We start from the raw sequence: 18,764 nt of genomic DNA, 5'->3' as shown, positions 1-18,764 counted from the left end.
ATTGATAATAATTACAAGAGATATACAGATGCTTGCAGCTTCATGGCTACGCTATGCACGTAAGGTGCTGTTGTACGTTGTCATTGGTCTTATCACTGCTGCGGTGATTTACCTTCAGCTATTTCCACGCGCTACTCTATGGGCACAAGAGCTGATGTTGTCGCCCGCCGAGCGAGCGGCCAGCATCGGATTGGGCGATTACCGAATAATCGGCAAGCCGCATAAGCTAAGCGGACTCGAGGCTTTTGAAACCTCGGGCCTGAGTTACAGCGCCAGCAGCAATACATTGTTTGCCGTAACCGGCAAGACGGCTTTTCTGATCGAGCTGTCGCTTGCCGGCGACGTATTGCGGCAGATCCCCATCAATGGCGTATCCAATCTTGAGGCGGTTGAGGTGTTGTCGGGCGGGCGCATTGCGGTGGTTGATGAGCGCATGCATCGCATGAGCGTGTTTCAAGTTGATGAGCACACTCAAAGCCTCGATGCCAGCACGGCTGAAAATTATGACTTGGGCTTTGCCGATGCTGGAAACAAAGGCTTTGAAGGGTTGGCATGGGACCCAGATCAGCAGCGCTTGCTGCTGGCTAAAGAGCGTGATCCGCTGGGCATATTCAGCTTTCAATTGCCGGCTGAAGCCAATACAACTGTAACCCTGCAAGAGCTGGTGAGCGGCGGGCTATTCGTTCGGGACATTTCCTCGTTGGGCTATGACTCTCGCACCGGGAACATCCTGGTGTTGTCAGACGAATCACGCATGCTGGTCGAGCTGGATACGCAAGGTTATCCACTGGGCTTTATCAATCTGGGTGTGGGCATGGGTGGTTTTTCCTTGGGCATCAAACAACCCGAGGGCGTTGCAATTGCTACAGATGGCACTATTTATGTAATTGCCGAACCGGACCTTATGTACGTGTTCCGCAAAGAGGTTGAGCCGAATTAAGTTTGGCTTAAGCCCTGTTTAAGAGTTAATTCAGTTAGCGCAACTACTCTTTCCCCATCACTTCAACGCATGAGGATATGAATATGAAACGCACTGTATTGGCTTTGCTGCTGGCTCCTGTTTTCTCTGGCGCGGTCATGGCGGCCGGCTACACCGGCCCCAGCGATACCCCACAGATAAAAGATGTCGCAGGTGCGATGACTGCAGCTGATGACACTCCGGTTGTGCTGGAGGGACAAATCGTCAAGCGCCTCAAGCATGAGCAGTACCTGTTCAAAGATGCTTCCGGCACCATCGAAGTTGAAATCGATGATGACAAGTGGCCGCAGCAGCAAGTGTCTGAAACCGCCACAGTGCGTCTGACCGGCGAGGTAGACGTTCATCGCGACCGTCGTGATGTTGAAGTCGACCGGGTCGAACTGGTCAAGTAAGTCCCGCTGTAAATCGAACGCCAACCCTGCTCACTGTTGTGAGCGGGGTTTTCGCTTTGTTTGACTCTCTGCATAAACTTACCGGGCGGCAAGTTCTGCTCGGGCTCTGGATTTTTACTTATTGAGATGACGCATGCGTTCTTTCTTGACCTTAAAACGTGTGCTGGCGGCCTTGTTGGTCGTCGTACTCCTGGCATTGGCTGTTTGGGCGCAGCAACACCGGTTAGTCCAGCGGGCCTGGTTTAATTCGAATGTTTGGCGTGACGCCGCGATGCAGGAGGCCAACTCAATTTGGCTGACGGACTATCGCGTGAAGGTCGAGGCGCAGCCCATTGCGGGGCTTGAGGCGGACATTTCGGCACTGACCTATGACCCGGACCGGCGCAGCCTGTTTACCGTGACCAATCAAAATCCTCAGTTGATCGAGTTGTCGCTCGACGGAGAAGTGCTCCGGCGCATTCAGCTGACGGGTTTCGGCGACCCGGAAGCCGTGGAGTACATCAGCCCTAACGTGTTCGTGATTACCGATGAGCGTGAGCATCGGCTGTTTAAAGTGCAGATAGATGACGCCGGTATCACCACACAATTGAATGCGCAGGACGCGGCGCAATTGTCACTGGGCATCGGGCTCAACGGTAACAAGGGCTTTGAGGGGCTGGCCTACGACAGGGCCGGCAAGCGTTTATTTGTTGCCAAAGAACGCGATCCCATGCGGATTATTGAGATAACCGGCTTTGCCGAAACGGCTGGGCAGTCAGGTATGTCCGTGAACATTGCCGATAATCTTGAGCGCGACAAAGGTTTGTTCGTGCGGGATTTGTCCAGCTTGCAATTTGACAGTCGGACTCGCCATTTGCTGGCGTTGTCAGATGAGTCTCGGTTGATTATCGAGCTCAATTCTGAGGGAAAACCGGTGAGCACCTTATCGTTGCTGGCAGGTCGGCATGGTTTAAAGCGTTCGGTACCGCAGGCCGAAGGCGTGGCGATGGATGACCAGGGTGTGCTGTATCTGATCAGTGAGCCGAATCTGTTTTATGTCTTCGAAAAAAGTACTGAAAACAGCGATTGAACATCGCGCACAGCAAAACGCCGAAGCTCAGAACCTGGGCTTCGGCGTTTGATTACTTGGGGTGAATTCAGCTTTCGTCGTTGAGTACGGCTTCTGGTGCATTCTTCTGCACCGACTCAACGCCACCCTTGCAGCTCGACGCACTGGCGTACATCTGGCTTTGGCCAACAACCTGACCATTGGTCGCTTTCAGTACGAAGTAGTGCTTGGCGTTGCTCGACTCTTTAACCTCAAAAGCACCCTCACGCTGCGAGTTCTTGCGCACTGACTCGATCCCGTTGAGGGCTGAGTCCTTGGCTTTGTACATCTCGCTGGTAAGGATGATTTCGCCATTGCCGGCGAGCAGGTTGAAGTGGAACTGACCGTCTTTAGCTTTCTTCAGATGAAATTTGCTGGCCATGGATGACCTCACTCCTTGTGGTAGGGACAAGCCAAGACTAGTCCGGATTTTCAAGGAGGTCAGGTCATCTCATCACTATTTGACCAGTTGCTTGACGCCCTCAGGCGTACCGAGCAAGAGCAAGTCGGCTGAGCGTGCAGCAAACAGGCCGTTGGTGACGACACCGACGATGGCGTTGATCTGGGCTTCCAGCTCGACCGGATTAACGATTTGCATGTTCCACACATCGAGAATCACGTTGCCGTTGTCGGTTATCACGCCTTCGCGGTAAACCGGATCGCCGCCCAGCTTTACCAGCTCACGCGCCACATGGCTGCGCGCCATTGGGATCACTTCGACAGGCAGCGGGAAAGTGCCCAGAACTGGAACCAGCTTGCTGGCGTCGGCGATGCAGATAAATGTCTTTGCCACCGCCGCGACGATTTTCTCGCGGGTCAGCGCTGCGCCACCGCCCTTAATCAGGTTAAGGCGCTCATCGCTCTCGTCGGCACCGTCGACATAGAACTCCAGGTCGCTGACGGTGTTCAGCTCGTACACCGGAATACCATGGCCTTTCAAACGCTCGGCGGTGGCTTCGGAGCTGGCAACGGCGCCATCGAACTCGGTCTTGTGTTTGGCCAATGCATCAATGAAGCAGTTGGCGGTGGAGCCGGTGCCGACCCCAACTACGCTTTTGGCGTCGAGTTTTGGAAGGATGAAGTCGACTGCAGCCTGAGCGACTGCTTGCTTGAGTTGATCCTGGGTCATGCCGGGTTCCACTTAGAAGAAACTGAGAGGGCGCATTATAGCTGTTCGGCCCGTCGGCGGTTGCGGTGTGTTGGTTGGCGATGGGCAAAGATCGGCGAAATGAGGGCTAAAAGCCCAGTATTCGTGTGGTCGTACAGCCGATGGCTGGGGTAGACTCGTTGGTTCCCTGATTTAGCCGCCTGCGATGCCCGCCATGCTCGAACAGTACGTCAAGAAGATCCTCACCTCGCGTGTTTACGATGTAGCCGTAGAAACGCCCCTGCAAATTGCCAACCAGCTTTCCGAGCGTCTGCACAATCAGATTCTGCTCAAACGCGAAGATCTGCAGCCGGTGTTCTCTTTCAAGATTCGCGGCGCGTATAACAAGCTGGCCCAGCTCAGCCCCGAGGAACAGGCGCGTGGCGTGGTCACAGCTTCGGCCGGCAACCATGCGCAAGGTCTGGCGCTTGCGGCCAAAGTGCTTGGGGTCAAGGCCACAATCGTGATGCCCAAGACGACTCCCGAGATCAAGGTCAATGGCGTTCGCTCACGCGGCGGCAAAGTGGTGTTGCACGGAGACAGTTTCCCCGAGGCCCTCGCGCACTCGCTGAAATTGGTCAACGAGAAGGGCTACATTTATGTTCACCCTTACGATGACCCGCACACGATTGCCGGCCAAGGCACCGTGGCAATGGAGATTCTGCGCCAGCATCCGGGCCGGATCGACGCGATTTTTGTACCGGTAGGCGGTGGCGGCCTGATTGCCGGCATTGCTGCGTATGTGAAGTACCTGCGCCCGGAAATTCGCGTAATCGGCGTTGAGCCGGACGACTCCAATTGCTTGCAGGCTGCGATGGCCGCAGGCGAGCGCGTGGTGCTAAGCCAGGTCGGCTTGTTTGCGGATGGCGTTGCCGTGGCGCAGATTGGCGAGCATACCTTCAATATCTGCAAAGATTATGTCGATGAAGTGATCACCGTCAGCACCGATGAAATCTGTGCGGCGATCAAGGACATCTACGACGATACCCGCTCGATCACCGAGCCTGCGGGCGCACTGAGTGTGGCCGGTATCAAGAAGTACGTCGAAACCCGCGGTTGCAGTGATCAGGTTTTGGTTGGCATCGACTCAGGCGCCAACGTCAATTTCGATCGCCTGCGCCACGTCGCTGAACGCGCCGAGTTGGGTGAAGGCCGCGAGGCAATCATCGCGGTCACCATCCCCGAACAGCCGGGCAGCTTCAAGACCTTCTGCGAGGCAATCGGCAAGCGCCAGATCACCGAGTTCAATTACCGATATCACACCGGCCGCGAAGCGCATATTTTTGTCGGCGTGCAGACGCATCCCGAGAATGACCCACGCGTGGCTCTGGTCGAAAGCCTGAGCAGTCAGGGTTTCCCGGTGATCGACCTGACTGATAACGAGCTGGCCAAACTGCATATCCGCCATATGGTCGGCGGCCATGCGGCCAAGGTCAGTGACGAGATTGTGCTGCGCTTCGAGTTCCCGGAGCGTCCGGGTGCACTTTTCAACTTTTTGCAGAAGCTGGGCGGGCGCTGGAATATTTCGATGTTCCACTACCGTAACCACGGCGCGGCTGATGGCCGTGTAGTGGCTGGCTTGCAAGTGCCTGCCGAGGAGCGCCATCTGGTGCCGGCAGCATTGGATGAAATCGGCTATCCCTATTGGGATGAAAGTAATAATCCGGCCTACACCCTTTTTCTTGGATAACTAACTAGGCGCATATGGAACATTATCAGCTGGTCAAAATCGCCCACAGTGCAATTGCCGGACTTCTGCTTCTTGGGTTGCTGGCGCACTTTTTCATGATTTTCAAAGCCAAGCGCGGCGGTGATGCTGCGGTGTTGCAGCGCAAGATCAAGCGCACCCGCATGATCAGCCTGCCAGTGCTGGGTTTGCTGGCGCTGACGCTGCCGTTCAGTGGTTACTGGATGGTGGATAAAACGGCATTGCCGTTGAGTCAGATGTGGCTGCTGGCGAGCAGTGGCTTGTTTGCGCTGATGGTGATTCTGGGGCTGTTGTTGTCGGGGCGTTTGCGGGTTTGGCAGGCGCTCGGTGAGACGCCAGCACCGACTGGGCTGGTGCGTTTGTGCCTGGTTTATGCGGTGCTGATTTTGGTTGTGTTGGTGGCCATTATGGGATTGATGGGCGCCAAGCCGGTTTAACTTTTGTGTGAGTGGGGTGGCGGCAAGCGCGTCTTGCAGCGAGTTTTTTAGGCTTGTTGGTAAGGTGCGTTTGGTGAAGGCTGGGTTTGGTGTGCTCGGCTTGGGGTTGTCGGGGCTAATGCTGGCGATGGTTTATGCATTCCACCCACGCAATGCCATGACGGATTACGCCGCGTGGCGGCTAATCCATCCTCCGCGGTCCACGCGGTTTATGTGGCGAATCCATTTTCCGCGACTCACGCGGCCTATATGGCGAATCCATCCCCCTCGACTCACGCGATTGATGCGGAGGATGGAATCCGCATCGCGGCTTCCGTCATGACGGCTTTCTCGCTGACGCGGTCTGCTTTTGATTGGTGTCGTAATATTTTTTATCTTCCGGATTATGTATTCCGCCCACGCAATGCTATGACGGATTACTCCATCCTCCGCGACTTACGCGATTTATACGGAGGTTGGAATCCGCAACGCGGCTTCCGACATGGCGGATGGCCTGCTGGGGCGCGGTATGCTTTTGATTGATTTTTTGATTTTTGAACGCTGGCGCTAAGCTCGGATTTCGGGTGTGCTCTGGTCACCTTTTCGCCCTTACGGCGAGTCACTTTTGCCACGCGATGCAAAAGTAACCAAAAAATCTATGCCCCTCCATTGGGCCTCGCTTTGCTCGGCTTCCCGCATTCCATCGTTGCTCCGTGGGCACGTCGCGATGGGCCGTCCTTGGCCCAACGCAACTCTCGCCGCATCCCTGCGGCTCGACCCACTGCGCAACGATTGCATTTGGCCGGCTGGAATGGGGCGCTTTGCGGTGTCTGGGCTGGATGTGATCGGCTGGGGATGGTCGGCGTTTGGGCTGAATGCGGACGATGGAATCCGCCCGCGGCTTGTGCATCATCCCGACGCAATGTCATGACGGATTACGCCGCGTGGCGGCTAATCCATCCTCCTCGACTCACGCGGTTAATGCGGAGGTTGGAATCCGCATCGCGGCTTCCGACATGGCGGATGGCCTGCTGTGCGCGGTCTGCTTTTGATTGGTTTTTTGATTTTTGAACGCTGGCGCAACGATTACATTTGGCCGGCTGGAATGGGGCGGTTGGTGGTGTCTGGGCTTTTGGTGATCGGCTTGGGGATGTTTGAGTTGGCTGCTTTATGGAGGACTTACGGGTCGACTCGGGATTGGTGGCGTGGCGCAAATCGTCCGACGGATTGCGTTGCTTTGCGCCGCTATCCATCCTCCGGTTAATTGAGAATACCTTGATGGCGTTTTCACTGGAGGATGGAATCCGCGTCGCGGCTTCCGTCATGGCTGACTTCCCGCTGGGTGCTGGCTGTTTTTGGTTGGTGGTATTGCGTTGGTTCAAAACTAAAATTGCGGCGCATGCGCCGCAATTTGCCGTGTCTGTGCGACAAGGTGGGCTAGCGCAGGGAGATGATTTCCCAGCCGCGTTTTTCGGCTTCGGCGCGTAGTTTTGGGTCTGGGTCTACTGCCACCGGGCGGGTGACTTGCTCGAGCAGGGGCAGGTCGTTCATTGAGTCGCTATAGAAGCTGCTGTCTTGCAGCGTCATGTTGTTTTCTTGCAGCCAGCGCTGCAGACGGGTCACTTTGCCTTCTTTGAAGCACGGCACGTCTGTGGTGCGGCCGGTGTAGCGGCCGTCGAGCATTTCGCATTCGGTGGCCAGCAGGGTTTCAACACCCAGGCGTTTGGCGATTGGCGCGGTGACGAAGCGGTTGGTCGCGGTGATAATCAGAATCTTGTCGCCAGCGGCGCGGTGCTCTGCCAGCAAGGCCTCGCCCTTGGCCAGAATGATCGGCTCGACGCAGTCGCGCATGAATTCCTGATGCCAGGTTTGCAGTTGGGCCATTTCGGTGCGGCCAAGAATTTCGAGGCTGAAGTTCAGGTAGTCGGTCAGGTTGAGGGTGCCGGCCAGGTAGTCCTGATAAAACTCGTCGTTACGCGCCTTGTAGGCTACGCCATCGAGTATCCCGCGCTCGCACAGGTAATCACCCCAGGCGTGATCGCTGTCACCGCCGAGCAATGTGTTATCGAGGTCAAATAAAGCTAAACGCACGGGGCACCTTCTGTTTGTCACGTCGAGGGCGCTCAGAATACCGATTTTTGCGGGTGTAGGGAAAATCCTCAATGGGTAAATGGCAGGGATTTAATTGCGCTTTTAAGAGTCAGAGCAATTCTTGGGCCACTCACGTTGCTGCTTTCACAACCTTTATGGAACAATGCTGGAACATGCGTTTACAGGGTTGTGTGCCGTGATCGATCTTGATGGTTTTCGCCCCAATGTCGGCATCATTCTGACCAATGATGCTGGCCAAGTGCTTTGGGCGCGTCGGATAAACCAAGACGCGTGGCAGTTTCCTCAGGGTGGAATCAATGACAACGAAACCCCCGAAGAAGCGCTCTACCGCGAATTGAATGAAGAGGTAGGGCTGGAACAGAAGGATGTGAAAATTCTCGCCTGCACGCGGGGCTGGTTGAGGTATCGTCTACCCCAGCGTCTCGTGCGTACGCATAGCCAACCGCTGTGCATAGGCCAGAAGCAAAAATGGTTTCTGCTGCGTTTGACCGCTGATGAGCAGCGGGTGCGCATGGATCTGACCAATAAGCCGGAATTTGACGGCTGGCGATGGGTTAGTTACTGGTATCCGTTAGGCCAAGTGGTTACATTCAAGCGCGAAGTTTATCGTCGTGCACTTAAGGAACTTGCCCCGCGCCTGTTAGCGCGAGACTGAAACCAACAGATAGAGCCGAGCCATGCTCAATACGCTGCGCAAAATTGTCCAGGAAGTAAACGCCGCCAAGGATCTCAAGTCGGCGTTGGGCATTATCGTGCAGCGCGTAAAAGAGGCCATGGGCAGCCAGGTCTGCTCGGTTTATTTGCTCGACCCGGAAACCAATCGCTTTGTGCTGATGGCCACCGACGGCCTTAACAAGCGCTCGATTGGCAAGGTCAGCATGGCCCCGAACGAGGGCCTAGTGGGTTTGGTTGGTACGCGCGAAGAGCCGCTCAACCTCGAAGATGCCGCCGCTCACCCGCGTTATCGCTACTTCGCTGAAACCGGCGAGGAGCGTTATGCCTCATTCCTCGGTTCACCGATCATTCACCATCGTCGGGTGATGGGTGTTCTGGTTATCCAGCAAAAAGAGCGTCGCCAGTTCGATGAGGGTGAAGAAGCCTTCCTCGTAACGATGAGCGCGCAGCTTGCTGGGGTAATCGCTCACGCTGAAGCCACCGGTTCCATTCGCGGTCTGGGGCGACAGGGTAAAGGGATTCAGGAGGCCAAGTTCGTCGGCGTGCCGGGGTCGCCAGGCGCGGCAGTGGGCACGGCTGTAGTTGTGCTACCTCCCGCAGACCTGGAAGTTGTACCGGACAAACATGTTGACGACGTTGAAGCTGAATTAGCGCTGTTTTCGACTGCATTAGAAGGTGTTCGCCGTGATATGCGCGCACTTTCGGCGAAAATGGCCACTCAGTTGCGCAAGGAAGAGCGCGCACTGTTTGATGTTTATCTGATGATGCTCGAAGACGCCGCCCTCGGAAATGAAGTGGTCAAGGTCATCAAGACCGGCCAATGGGCGCAAGGCGCATTGCGCCAGGTTGTGAGCGAGCACGTTAATCGCTTTGAATTGATGGATGACGCCTACCTGCGTGAGCGTGCATCCGATGTAAAAGATCTCGGGCGGCGTTTGCTGGCTTATCTGCAGCAGGCGCGCCAGCAGACGCTTACCTATCCCGACAACACCATTCTGGTCAGTGAAGAACTGTCGCCGTCGATGCTCGGCGAGGTTCCGGAAGGCAAGTTGGTCGGTCTGGTCTCAGTACTCGGTTCGGGTAACTCGCACGTGGCCATTTTTGCCCGTGCCATGGGTATTCCGACGGTGATGGGTGCGGTTGATCTGCCGTATTCGAAGATCGACGGCATTCAGCTGATCATCGACGGTTATCACGGCGAAGTATTCACCAACCCCAGTGAGTTGCTGCGCAAGCAATACGCCGATGTGGTTGAGGAAGAGCGCCAGCTCAGTCAGGGCCTCGATGCGCTGCGTGCGTTGCCGTGCGAAACCCTCGATGGCCATCGCATGCCGTTGTGGGTCAACACCGGCTTGCTTGCCGATGTAGCCCGGGCGCAGGAGCGTGGCGCCGAAGGTGTGGGTTTGTACCGCACCGAAGTGCCGTTCATGATCAACGAGCGCTTCCCCAGCGAAAAAGAACAACTGGCGATTTACCGCGAGCAGTTACAGGCCTTCCATCCGCTGCCCGTGACCATGCGCAGCCTGGACATTGGCGGTGACAAAGCGCTGTCGTATTTCCCGATTAAAGAAGACAACCCGTTCTTGGGCTGGCGCGGCATTCGCGTGACCCTCGATCACCCGGAAATCTTCCTGGTGCAAACCCGCGCCATGCTCAAGGCCAGCGAAGGGCTGAACAACCTGCGGATTCTGCTACCGATGATTTCCGGCGTTCAGGAGCTTGAAGAAGCCCTGCACCTGATTCACCGGGCGTGGGGCGAAGTGCGTGACGAAGGCACGGATGTGCCATTGCCGCCCATCGGTGTAATGATCGAAATCCCGGCGGCGGTTTACCAGACTCGTGAATTGGCGCGTCAGGTCGACTTCCTCTCGGTCGGTTCCAACGACCTGACCCAATACCTGCTGGCCGTGGACCGCAACAATCCACGCGTAGCGGACCTTTACGACTTCTACCATCCGGCCGTGCTGCAAGCGCTGATGAAAGTGGTCGAAGATGCCCACGCAGAAGGTAAGCCGGTGAGCATTTGCGGCGAAATGGCCGGTGACCCGGCGGCGGCTGTGCTGCTGACCGCGATGGGTTTTGACAGCCTGTCGATGAACGCCACCAACCTGCCCAAGGTCAAGTGGCTGTTGCGTCAGGTGACCATGACCAAGGCTCAGGACTTGTTGAGCAAGGTGATGAAGATCGACAACCCGCACTTGGTCGACAGTACCTTGCAACTCGCGCTGCGTAATCTTGGCCTCGGCCGCATGATAAACCCGGCGTCAGATATCCAGGCGTAACCCTGCGCTTGCAAAAGTCGGGCGCAACGCCGCCCGACTCACAACGTCAGCGTCACCTCACCCAACTTTGCCCCATGCGGGCCAAAACTGCGCTCAAGCAATTGTCTCTGGCCATTGGCGTGGCTGATCAGCACGGTGGTGGCGCGGGTGCCGTAATTGGCGCTGGCGATAAACATGCTCGACAGCAGTCGCTCGGTCGCAATGCCTACGCCGGTGTGCGGTAAGCGACTGTCATCGGGTTGGCTGCTGTCATGCATCAGCTCTGCCAGCGGTTCGAGTTGTGGTTGATCCAGTAGCTCGGCAAGCCCGTGGCGAGCGTGTTGCACCTTCGGCCAGGGACTGTCGAGGTCTGCGTTGGAGAGGCCATAGACGCCTGCTTCCAGTACGCGGAATTGGCCCGTCTGCGAATTCAAATGACACATCTGCTGTTGATCTGCGACCAGCAGATTAAAACCTGAATAGCTCTCACCCGAGCGGCTCAGTTCAGTCAGGTAGTCTTCAGGGCTCGCCTGACCGAGCAGAAACGCCGCCGGCAATTCACCACGCGAGCGCAGCCCTGGCGTCAGGGTTAGGTCGCGAATATTGGTCAGTGCCGCAAAGCGCCCATTTGGGCCAATACCCAGCCAGGTTCCACCAGCTTCCAGATCACGCCCGGCATACACGCCAGGCGCTTCTGGCCATTGCGTCAGCGCAGCGCTCGGGCGCGCATAAAATTCGTCACGGTTGGCCGCGACAATCAGGGGTTGAGCGTGGCCGGGCCGCCAGGCAAAAACGATCAGGCACATGAACAAACTCCTTGGGTCAATTTGGCAATGCGTTCCGCCAGCACAATCGGCAGACACGCTTACCCGGGTTCCTGTTCATTTGAAAATACGTGCATCAAGCGCCCAGCGTCCAGCATTCAATTGCTCTGCCTGATCAGCCTCGTAGCACTTACTGGTTCGACTAGAGCCACGTCTGTGCATCCGTTAACATGCGTCTTCGTTATCGGGGGTGGGCATGGAACTGTTGATGTATTTATCGCTGGGCGCGGCGGCCGGGGTTCTGGCCGGTCTGTTTGGCGTAGGTGGCGGAATAATCATCGTTCCGGTGCTGGTTTTAAGTTTCAAAGCGCAGGGTCTTGCCCCCGAGATTCTTACGCATCTGGCGATCGGCACCTCGCTGGCGACGATCATTTTTACCTCGATCAACTCGGTACTTGAGCATCACCGCAAAGGCGCAGTGCTCTGGCCGCTATTTGTCTGGATGCTGCTGGGCATTTGCCTCGGAGGCCAGCTCGGGAGCATGACCGCTGCGCTGCTCAACGGTGAAATGCTGCAAAGGATTATCGGGGTTTTCGCCCTTGTGGTTGCGGTGCAAATGAGCCTGCAACTCAGGCCCAATCCCAGCCGTGTTGTGCCGGGCAAGGTCGGGTTGACGGGCGCCGGTGTGGTTATTGGCTGGGCCTCGGCAATATTCGGTATCGGTGGCGGCACATTGACCGTGCCATTTTTGACCTGGCGCAGCGTGCCGATGCAAAAAGCCGTGGCCACCTCAGCCGCCTGTGGCCTGCCAATTGCCGTTTCCGGCGCCATCGGTTTTATGTGGAATGGCTGGAACAACCCGCAGCTTCCCGAATGGAGTGCAGGCTTTATTTACCTGCCGGCGCTGGCGGGCATCGCCATCAGCAGCATGTTTTTCGCCCGTGTTGGCGCGCGGCTGGCGCATCGGTTATCACCGCTGATGCTCAAGCGGTTGTTTGCGCTGCTGCTGTTCTCGGTGGGTGTGAATTTCTTGCTGTGATTCTGGTCTGAAACTGCTTGATTGGCGCTTATGGTTTTCGCCAGTTACTGTCACTCTGGCGTAAACTGCGCACCGTTAATTTATTGCCTGGCCTGATATTCGCGAAGGCACTGAGGAGTTTTGAATGCTGCCTTACCCGCAGATTGATCCGGTTGCTCTGGCCATCGGCCCCCTGAAGATTCACTGGTACGGCCTGATGTACCTGATCGGCATTGGTGGTGCCTGGCTGTTGGCGTCGCGCCGGTTGCATGACTTTGCGCCGACCTGGAGCAAGGAGAAGCTCTCCGACCTGGTGTTCTGGTGCGCGATGGGCGTGATTTTGGGCGGCCGTCTGGGGTATGTGCTGTTTTACGATCTGTCGTCTTACATCGCCAATCCGCTGCTGATTCTCGAAGTGTGGAAGGGCGGCATGTCGTTCCACGGCGGCTTTATCGGCGTGATGTTGGCGGCGTGGCTGTTCGGCAAACGCAACAACAAGACCTTTTTCGAGCTGATGGACTTTATCGCGCCGCTGGTGCCGATTGGTCTGGGCGCTGGGCGCATCGGCAACTTCATCAATGCTGAATTGTGGGGCAAGGCAACGGACGTGCCGTGGGCTATGGTCTTCCCGACCGACCCGCAGCAGTTGGCGCGCCACCCGTCGCAGTTGTATCAGTTTGCCCTTGAGGGCGTGGCACTGTTCACCATTCTCTGGTTCTACTCGCGCAAGCCGCGTCCAACCATGGCAGTGTCCGGCATGTTTGCCATGTGCTACGGGATCTTCCGCTTTATTGTCGAGTTTGTCCGTGTGCCGGATGCACAATTGGGCTATCTGGCGTGGGGCTGGCTGACCATGGGCCAGGTATTGTCGCTGCCGATGATTCTCGGCGGTCTGGGCCTTATCGCCTACGCTTACCGCCGTCAGTCGCCCGCTGCCGCCAACTCGCACTGAGAAGGCTCCAGCTCAAGTAAAATGCTCGATTAAACCTTTGTGCTGACCGATTGAGTCCAGTCGGTCAGCGCCGATGGCACGTTTGCGGAGTTGTAATGAAACAGTATCTCGATCTGATGCGTCTGGTGCGCGAAACCGGCACGTTCAAGAGTGATCGCACCGGCACCGGCACCTACTCGGTGTTTGCCCATCAGATGCGCTTCAATCTGGCGGATGGCTTCCCCTTGGTGACCACCAAGAAGTGCCATCTCAAGTCGATTATCCATGAGCTGCTGTGGTTCCTGCAGGGCGACACCAACATCCGTTACCTCAAGGAAAACGGTGTGCGCATCTGGGACGAGTGGGCCGATGAAAACGGTGATCTTGGCCCGGTATATGGCTATCAGTGGCGCAGTTGGCCTGCGCCTAATGGTCAGTCGATTGATCAGATCAGCAAGCTGATCGACATGATCAAGACCAACCCGGATTCGCGTCGCCTGATCGTCTCAGCCTGGAACCCGGCGCTGGTTGATCAAATGGCGCTGCCACCGTGCCACGCGCTGTTCCAGTTCTACGTCGCGGATGGCAAGTTGAGCTGCCAGCTGTACCAGCGTTCGGCGGATATTTTCCTCGGCGTGCCATTCAATATCGCCAGCTACGCGCTGCTGACGCTGATGGTCGCGCAGGTTTGCGGGCTGCAACCGGGTGATTTCATCTGGACCGGAGGCGACTGCCACCTGTACGCCAATCACATCGAGCAGACCGACTTGCAGCTGACGCGTGAGCCGCTGCCATTGCCGCAGATGAAACTGAATCCGGCGGTCACCAACCTGTTCGATTTCAAGTTCGAAGATTTCGAGTTGGTAGGCTACGAAGCACATCCGCACATCAAGGCCGAAGTCGCGGTCTGAGTCACTCCAGCGCTGCATTCGCAGCGCTTTCAGGCACGGGTTGTCGGCGCCTTTTCGGCGCCGTCGATGATCAGCGGGCCGGTCACTTGGCACAAATTTGTTACCCTGAGACTTTGATAGTCTGCAAGGAGCGGGTTTGTGTTGAGGATTTTGAGCGTAATTCTGTTGTGCCTGATGGGCACTTCAAGCTGGGCCGCAGAGCCTGAAAAGCCGGTATTACGGGTCGGTATCAGCGAAGTCCCACCGTTTGTAATCCACGAAGAAAATGGCAATTGGCGCGGGATCAGCGTCGATCTTTGGCAGGATATTGCTAAGTCGCTCGACTATCAGTTCGAGCTGGTGCCCATGCAATTCGGCGAATTATTGCCCAGCCTCGAAGCCAATCAGCTGGATGTGGTGATCGGCGCGCTGACCATGACGGCCGAGCGCGAAGAGAAACTCGACTTCACTCACCCGTTTTATCAAACCGGCCTGGCCATTGCCGTGCCTAAAGGCGAAGACTCGGCTGGCTGGAACGCGCTCAAGGGTTTGTTCTCGTGGCAGTTCTTCAGCCTGGTGTTGGGCCTTGCAGGTTTGCTGTTGTTGGTGGGCGCACTGCTCTGGGCGTTTGAGCGCCGTCGCAACAAGGACCAGTTCGGCGGTAACCCGGCTCAGGGGCTAGGCAATAGTTTCTGGTGGGCTGCTGTGACCATGACCACGGTGGGTTATGGCGACAAGGCGCCGGTGACTATGGGTGGCCGCTTGATTGCGATTGTCTGGATGTTTGCGGCGTTGATCATGGTGTCGACCTTTACCGCTGCCGTGACCAGCACGCTGACGCTGGGCGGTCTGCACAGCGGCATTCAAGGTGTCGATGACTTGCGCCGCTCGCACGTCGCGACCATCGACAAAACCATCAGTGCGCGTTATCTCGACAGCCAGCGGATTCGTAACAGCCGTTACCCGGATGTACTCAGCGGTATGCGTGCGGTGCAGGACGGCGAGGTCGATGCGATGGTTTATGACCTGCCGATCATGCAGTTTCGCAATCGCCAACTGGAGAAGGGCGAGCTGAATATTCTGCCCGGCACCTTCGAAAATCAGGCCTACGCCATTGCCGTGGCCAGCGGCAGCAAACTGCGCGAGCCGATCAGCCAGGAAGTGCTGCGCATTACCAACAGCGATGAGTGGCCGAGAATGCAGGAGCTTTATCTGGGACGCTAAACCGGTTGGCGTTTGGCCGCGTCCTTGAGCAAGCGCGCGGCCAGATCATCAACCTCGGCGCGCCGCTCTGCGGTGTCGCGCCAGTTGGCGTTGCCAATGCTCGACCATTGCGGATACGCCCGGGCATTGTTCAGGGCGTCGGGTAGTTTGCCATCACGCCAGGCGGTGTCTTGCGGTGCGGCCAGTTTCACCGCATCGACCGCCGCGTGGCCCCGGCTATTCAGAGCGTCGAGGAGCATCTGCTGACGCAATGCGAGCAGGCGCAATACTGCATCATCCACGGTCAGCTCGCGCTCCCCACGCAGTTTGCCTTTGAGGCGCGAACCATAGTTGCGCAAGGTTTGCGCGCTGCCGCCGACAATGGCTCCAAGCGCCGCCGCCGCGCCCAGCGTCAGGCCGCCGAGCAGTAAATCTATGCCCGCGCCGGTGGCTGCGCCTGCCGCCATGCCGCCGCCCACCTTGACCCCTAACTGCTTGAGTGTTTGCGGGTTGAACAGATCGTCGCCCCAGCGTCCGTCGAGCAGTGGCAAGTCTTGCGAATGAGCATCTTGCGGGCGAAATGCGTAGAGCCGCAGCAGCGCTTCAACGCAGTTCTGCTCACGCAAGCGAATACTCTGGCGTAACCCTTCGATTGCGGCCTTTTCCGCGGCCGGTTCGGCCGGCACACTGCGTCGACACGCCGCGCAATCAATCAACAATTCGGCGATCAGACGCATACCCGCTTCGCGGCGGGCCTGGCGCTGAGTGTTGTGATCATCAACAAGGCGCTGCAACTTGGGCCGGGCTTTTTCCAGCAACAATGCCAGGCTCTCATACAGCCGCTGCTCGCCATCTTCCGGTGGCGCCACGCTGTCAAACCGCACAAGTGCATGCAAACCAAGGCGGGCCAGTGCCTCGCGCCATTCCGGCTCGCGGTGGGCGTCGTTGGCGACAAAGTTGAGCACCGGCAGTAACGGCCGGCCGCACATGGCCAATACAGTTAATTCATCGCGGTACTTGGCCAGCACCGGTTCGCGTGCATCAATCACGTAAAGGCCGGCATCGGAGGCTTGTAACTGGCGCAGCACTTTAGCCTCTTGCTCGAAACGCTGGCGCGCTTCACTGCTGTCGAGAAAACGCGCCAGTCGCGCCGGGCCATCCAGACGTTCGCCGGGTCGATCCAGACGCTCGAGGTAGTCGAGTAGCGCAATTGCATCCTCAAGGCCAGGCGTGTCGTACAGCTCCAGCAGCGGCTCACCCTCGACCGACAGGCGTGCCCCTTCAACGTGACGGGTGGTGCTGGGGCGATGCGAGACTTCGCCAAAGCCAACATCGCGGGTCAGGGTGCGCAGCAACGAAGTCTTGCCGACATTGGTGTGGCCCACCAATGCCAGTGTCAGCGGCTTGTTAGTCATGGCCTGTCTCCAGCCATTTCAGCGGTGCGCTATCGGCATGAGGCAATTGCAGTTTATCGAGGGCGCTGTGCCAGTCGCTCAGGCGATCGCTGTCGAGCGCTTCACCCGCGGGCGGTTGCAGTAACCAAATGCGCGTGGCGCCGGCACTGCGGCTCAGTTCGCCAATCAGGGCCAGGCTGCCCCGGTCTGGCGAGCGGCGAGGATCGCAGGCGATGGCCAGACGCGCGGGCGGGAAGCGGCTGAGTTGTTCGAGCAGGCGCTGGCGTTGTTCGCGCGTGTCGATCATGCCCGCATCGACGACGCCTTTGGGCAGGCGACTTGGCGGCCACTGACGACGGCTGTCGAGTTCTATCGCCAGCACAATGGCCTCATCGCTGGTATTCAGCGCATTGCCCGCATGGTTTTGATGCAGTTGTTCAGGCGCGGCGTCATTGATGCCAATGCGTTCACTGCTGGGTTGCAGGCGCTCACGCAGCAAGCTGTAGGCGGGCAGGCTGGTATCAAGCTCGAGGATTTTGCAGCCGCTGAACCAGCGCCATGCGCAGCCGAGTATGAGCAGCAGGCGCGGGATAATGCCGTACACCAACACGACGCCGACCAGCCAGCCGGCCCAGATTTGCCGGGCCGATTCGCTGATTAATTCACTGTTGCCGCTGGCGCTGATCAGCTCGGCATCGGGCAGACTGAAGCCAAACAATGCTGGCAGCGCGCCGATTGCCTGGGTCAGGGCAGTGAAGGTCTGGCCGCCCAGAATGGTGCTTTCCCAGACAAAGCCGAAGCGGCGGGTGGCGAGCATCAGCAGCAGTGTGAGCAAGGCGCTGGACAGGGTAACCAGCCAGAATCCATTGGTCAGCATGCCCAGCGCCCAACGGCTGAGTCGCTGGCGTTGCAGCACAATCATCAACGCAGGCGCCAGTTGCGCGGCCTGCGCATCGCGGGCGAATTTCTCACTCAGCCATAACCACAAGCGGCCCAGTGCTCCGCCGCCTCCGGCAAACAGCAAACCGAGCAGCCAGCCGAGCAGCATTATCAAGTTCAGTCCAAGCAGACTGCCAAGTGCCCAGAACACGTTTACCGGTCGGCTGCCGTCGCCCAGCGCCGCCACAGCCAGCCCCGCACCGCTGACAATCGCCAGCAACAGAATGGCCAATAACGCCAGTCGTGCGCCCTGTATCCAGTGACCCAGCGCACGCAACTGGCCATCACGCTCGGCGAGTATCAGTGCGCGCGCGTGCAAACGCTCAGTGAAGTCACCGCCAGCGGCGCGCACCTGACGGTTGGCCTCGCTGTCTTCCAGCGGGCCGGTGTGTTCTTCACGCAGGCGGATAGTCTCGGTCAGCCACAGGCGTTTGAGTTTGTTTGGAGGCGTTGAGGCGTCAGTCACACGGCTTCTCAAATCAGAATGATGTCCTCAGCATAACCCCTGATACGGCGTTGGGCTAAATCTTGATGAGCCCAATGGATTGGGGCCAAGGCTTTCGACAACCCGGACTCACGTGTTACCACACCCGCGAAAAATACCATCACAAGCACGATCGCAATCCACATCCCACAGATCGCCATGACAGATTAACCTGCGGTTTATCCATCCTCCACGCACAAAGCCATCACCTCGTTCCCACGCCGTATGAGATCCGGAGGATGGATAGCCCCTAGGGGGCAATCCGTCAGGCGATACAGGCCACACCAAATAATTCCCCGCGATGGATTTTCACCGCCACCACCGCGCCCACCGGCATCACCCCGTTCCCACGCCATACGATATC

Annotated in this window: 18 protein-coding genes; 11 read left to right on the top strand and 7 right to left on the bottom strand. The window is 57.6% G+C overall.

The window, feature by feature from the left end; translation table 11 throughout:
• Positions 1 to 28 precede the first annotated feature (28 nt).
• From BM395_RS17580 to BM395_RS17570, 3 genes are all read left to right on the top strand, one after another.
• Complete coding sequence (locus BM395_RS17580; RefSeq protein WP_090514274.1) at positions 29 to 940, top strand: SdiA-regulated domain-containing protein; 912 nt, start codon at positions 29 to 31, stop codon at positions 938 to 940.
• A gap of 83 nt (positions 941 to 1,023) precedes the next feature.
• Positions 1,024 to 1,371 (top strand): NirD/YgiW/YdeI family stress tolerance protein, encoded by a 348-nt coding sequence (locus BM395_RS17575; protein ID WP_090514271.1) that lies wholly within the window; start codon positions 1,024 to 1,026, stop codon positions 1,369 to 1,371.
• 133 nt (positions 1,372 to 1,504) lie between these two features.
• Positions 1,505 to 2,440 (top strand): SdiA-regulated domain-containing protein, encoded by a 936-nt coding sequence (locus BM395_RS17570; protein WP_090514268.1) that lies wholly within the window; start codon positions 1,505 to 1,507, stop codon positions 2,438 to 2,440.
• A 67-nt stretch (positions 2,441 to 2,507) separates the two neighbouring features.
• Here BM395_RS17570 and BM395_RS17565 read toward each other — a convergent pair whose 3' ends face one another.
• On the bottom strand, positions 2,508 to 2,840 hold the full coding sequence (locus BM395_RS17565; protein WP_069902294.1) for a YegP family protein: 333 nt from the start codon (positions 2,838 to 2,840) through the stop codon (positions 2,508 to 2,510).
• Positions 2,841 to 2,915: 75 nt separating this feature from the next.
• Positions 2,916 to 3,587 (bottom strand): ribose-5-phosphate isomerase RpiA, encoded by a 672-nt coding sequence (gene rpiA / locus BM395_RS17560; RefSeq protein WP_069902295.1) that lies wholly within the window; start codon positions 3,585 to 3,587, stop codon positions 2,916 to 2,918.
• Between the two features lie 193 nt (positions 3,588 to 3,780).
• On the opposite strand from rpiA, the gene ilvA reads away from it, so the two are divergent.
• Together ilvA and BM395_RS17550 are read left to right on the top strand one after the other, a co-directional pair.
• The gene (gene ilvA, locus BM395_RS17555; RefSeq protein ID WP_069902650.1) at positions 3,781 to 5,295 is read left to right on the top strand and encodes a threonine ammonia-lyase, biosynthetic; all 1,515 of its coding nucleotides are present in this window, start codon (positions 3,781 to 3,783) and stop codon (positions 5,293 to 5,295) included.
• Between the two features lie 14 nt (positions 5,296 to 5,309).
• Positions 5,310 to 5,750, top strand: coding sequence for a DUF2269 family protein (locus BM395_RS17550; protein ID WP_090514264.1), 441 nt, complete (start codon positions 5,310 to 5,312; stop codon positions 5,748 to 5,750).
• A 914-nt stretch (positions 5,751 to 6,664) separates the two neighbouring features.
• Here BM395_RS17550 and BM395_RS23195 read toward each other — a convergent pair.
• Both BM395_RS23195 and BM395_RS17545 read right to left on the bottom strand, forming a co-directional pair.
• Positions 6,665 to 7,054 (bottom strand): hypothetical protein, encoded by a 390-nt coding sequence (locus tag BM395_RS23195; protein ID WP_141124107.1) that lies wholly within the window; start codon positions 7,052 to 7,054, stop codon positions 6,665 to 6,667.
• Between the two features lie 112 nt (positions 7,055 to 7,166).
• Positions 7,167 to 7,820, bottom strand: coding sequence for a histidinol-phosphatase (locus tag BM395_RS17545; RefSeq protein ID WP_069902297.1), 654 nt, complete (start codon positions 7,818 to 7,820; stop codon positions 7,167 to 7,169).
• 196 nt (positions 7,821 to 8,016) lie between these two features.
• Here BM395_RS17545 and BM395_RS17540 point away from each other — a divergent pair, with 196 nt between their 5' ends.
• Both BM395_RS17540 and ptsP read left to right on the top strand, forming a co-directional pair.
• The gene (locus BM395_RS17540) at positions 8,017 to 8,496 is read left to right on the top strand and encodes an RNA pyrophosphohydrolase (RefSeq protein WP_069902651.1); all 480 of its coding nucleotides are present in this window, start codon (positions 8,017 to 8,019) and stop codon (positions 8,494 to 8,496) included.
• A 22-nt stretch (positions 8,497 to 8,518) separates the two neighbouring features.
• Positions 8,519 to 10,798 carry a phosphoenolpyruvate--protein phosphotransferase gene (gene ptsP / locus BM395_RS17535; RefSeq protein ID WP_069902298.1) on the top strand — a complete coding sequence of 760 codons (2,280 nt, stop codon included), beginning with the start codon at positions 8,519 to 8,521 and terminating at the stop codon, positions 10,796 to 10,798.
• Positions 10,799 to 10,836: 38 nt separating this feature from the next.
• On the opposite strand, the gene BM395_RS17530 is transcribed toward ptsP, so the two are convergent.
• Entirely contained in the window at positions 10,837 to 11,583 is a 747-nt protein-coding gene (locus BM395_RS17530; protein ID WP_090514261.1) for an NRDE family protein, read from the bottom strand.
• A 214-nt stretch (positions 11,584 to 11,797) separates the two neighbouring features.
• Between BM395_RS17530 and BM395_RS17525 the strand changes: the two genes are divergently transcribed.
• The 4 genes from BM395_RS17525 to BM395_RS17510 all read left to right on the top strand — a co-directional run bounded on the left by BM395_RS17525 (position 11,798) and on the right by BM395_RS17510 (position 15,604).
• Positions 11,798 to 12,580, top strand: coding sequence for a sulfite exporter TauE/SafE family protein (locus BM395_RS17525; protein WP_090514258.1), 783 nt, complete (start codon positions 11,798 to 11,800; stop codon positions 12,578 to 12,580).
• 124 nt (positions 12,581 to 12,704) lie between these two features.
• On the top strand, positions 12,705 to 13,511 hold the full coding sequence (lgt, locus tag BM395_RS17520; protein ID WP_090514255.1) for a prolipoprotein diacylglyceryl transferase: 807 nt from the start codon (positions 12,705 to 12,707) through the stop codon (positions 13,509 to 13,511).
• Positions 13,512 to 13,606: 95 nt separating this feature from the next.
• Complete coding sequence (locus tag BM395_RS17515; RefSeq protein ID WP_069902302.1) at positions 13,607 to 14,401, top strand: thymidylate synthase; 795 nt, start codon at positions 13,607 to 13,609, stop codon at positions 14,399 to 14,401.
• A 138-nt stretch (positions 14,402 to 14,539) separates the two neighbouring features.
• Positions 14,540 to 15,604: a transporter substrate-binding domain-containing protein gene (locus BM395_RS17510; protein ID WP_244529005.1), complete on the top strand. Its 1,065-nt coding sequence runs from the start codon at positions 14,540 to 14,542 to the stop codon at positions 15,602 to 15,604.
• Here BM395_RS17510 and BM395_RS17505 read toward each other — a convergent pair.
• Both BM395_RS17505 and BM395_RS17500 read right to left on the bottom strand, forming a co-directional pair.
• Entirely contained in the window at positions 15,601 to 16,998 is a 1,398-nt protein-coding gene (locus BM395_RS17505; protein WP_069902303.1) for a GTPase/DUF3482 domain-containing protein, read from the bottom strand. The genes BM395_RS17510 and BM395_RS17505 overlap by 4 nt on opposite strands.
• On the bottom strand, positions 16,991 to 18,382 hold the full coding sequence (locus BM395_RS17500; RefSeq protein ID WP_090514252.1) for a DUF2868 domain-containing protein: 1,392 nt from the start codon (positions 18,380 to 18,382) through the stop codon (positions 16,991 to 16,993). The genes BM395_RS17505 and BM395_RS17500 overlap by 8 nt, the downstream gene beginning before the upstream one ends.
• Positions 18,383 to 18,764: the final 382 nt, after the last annotated feature.

The organism is Pseudomonas marincola (assembly GCF_900116605.1).
Lineage (GTDB): Bacteria > Pseudomonadota > Gammaproteobacteria > Pseudomonadales > Pseudomonadaceae > Aquipseudomonas > Aquipseudomonas marincola.
The sequence above is the reverse complement of the archived record's forward strand: the minus strand, read 5'-3'. Positions and strand labels throughout refer to the sequence as shown.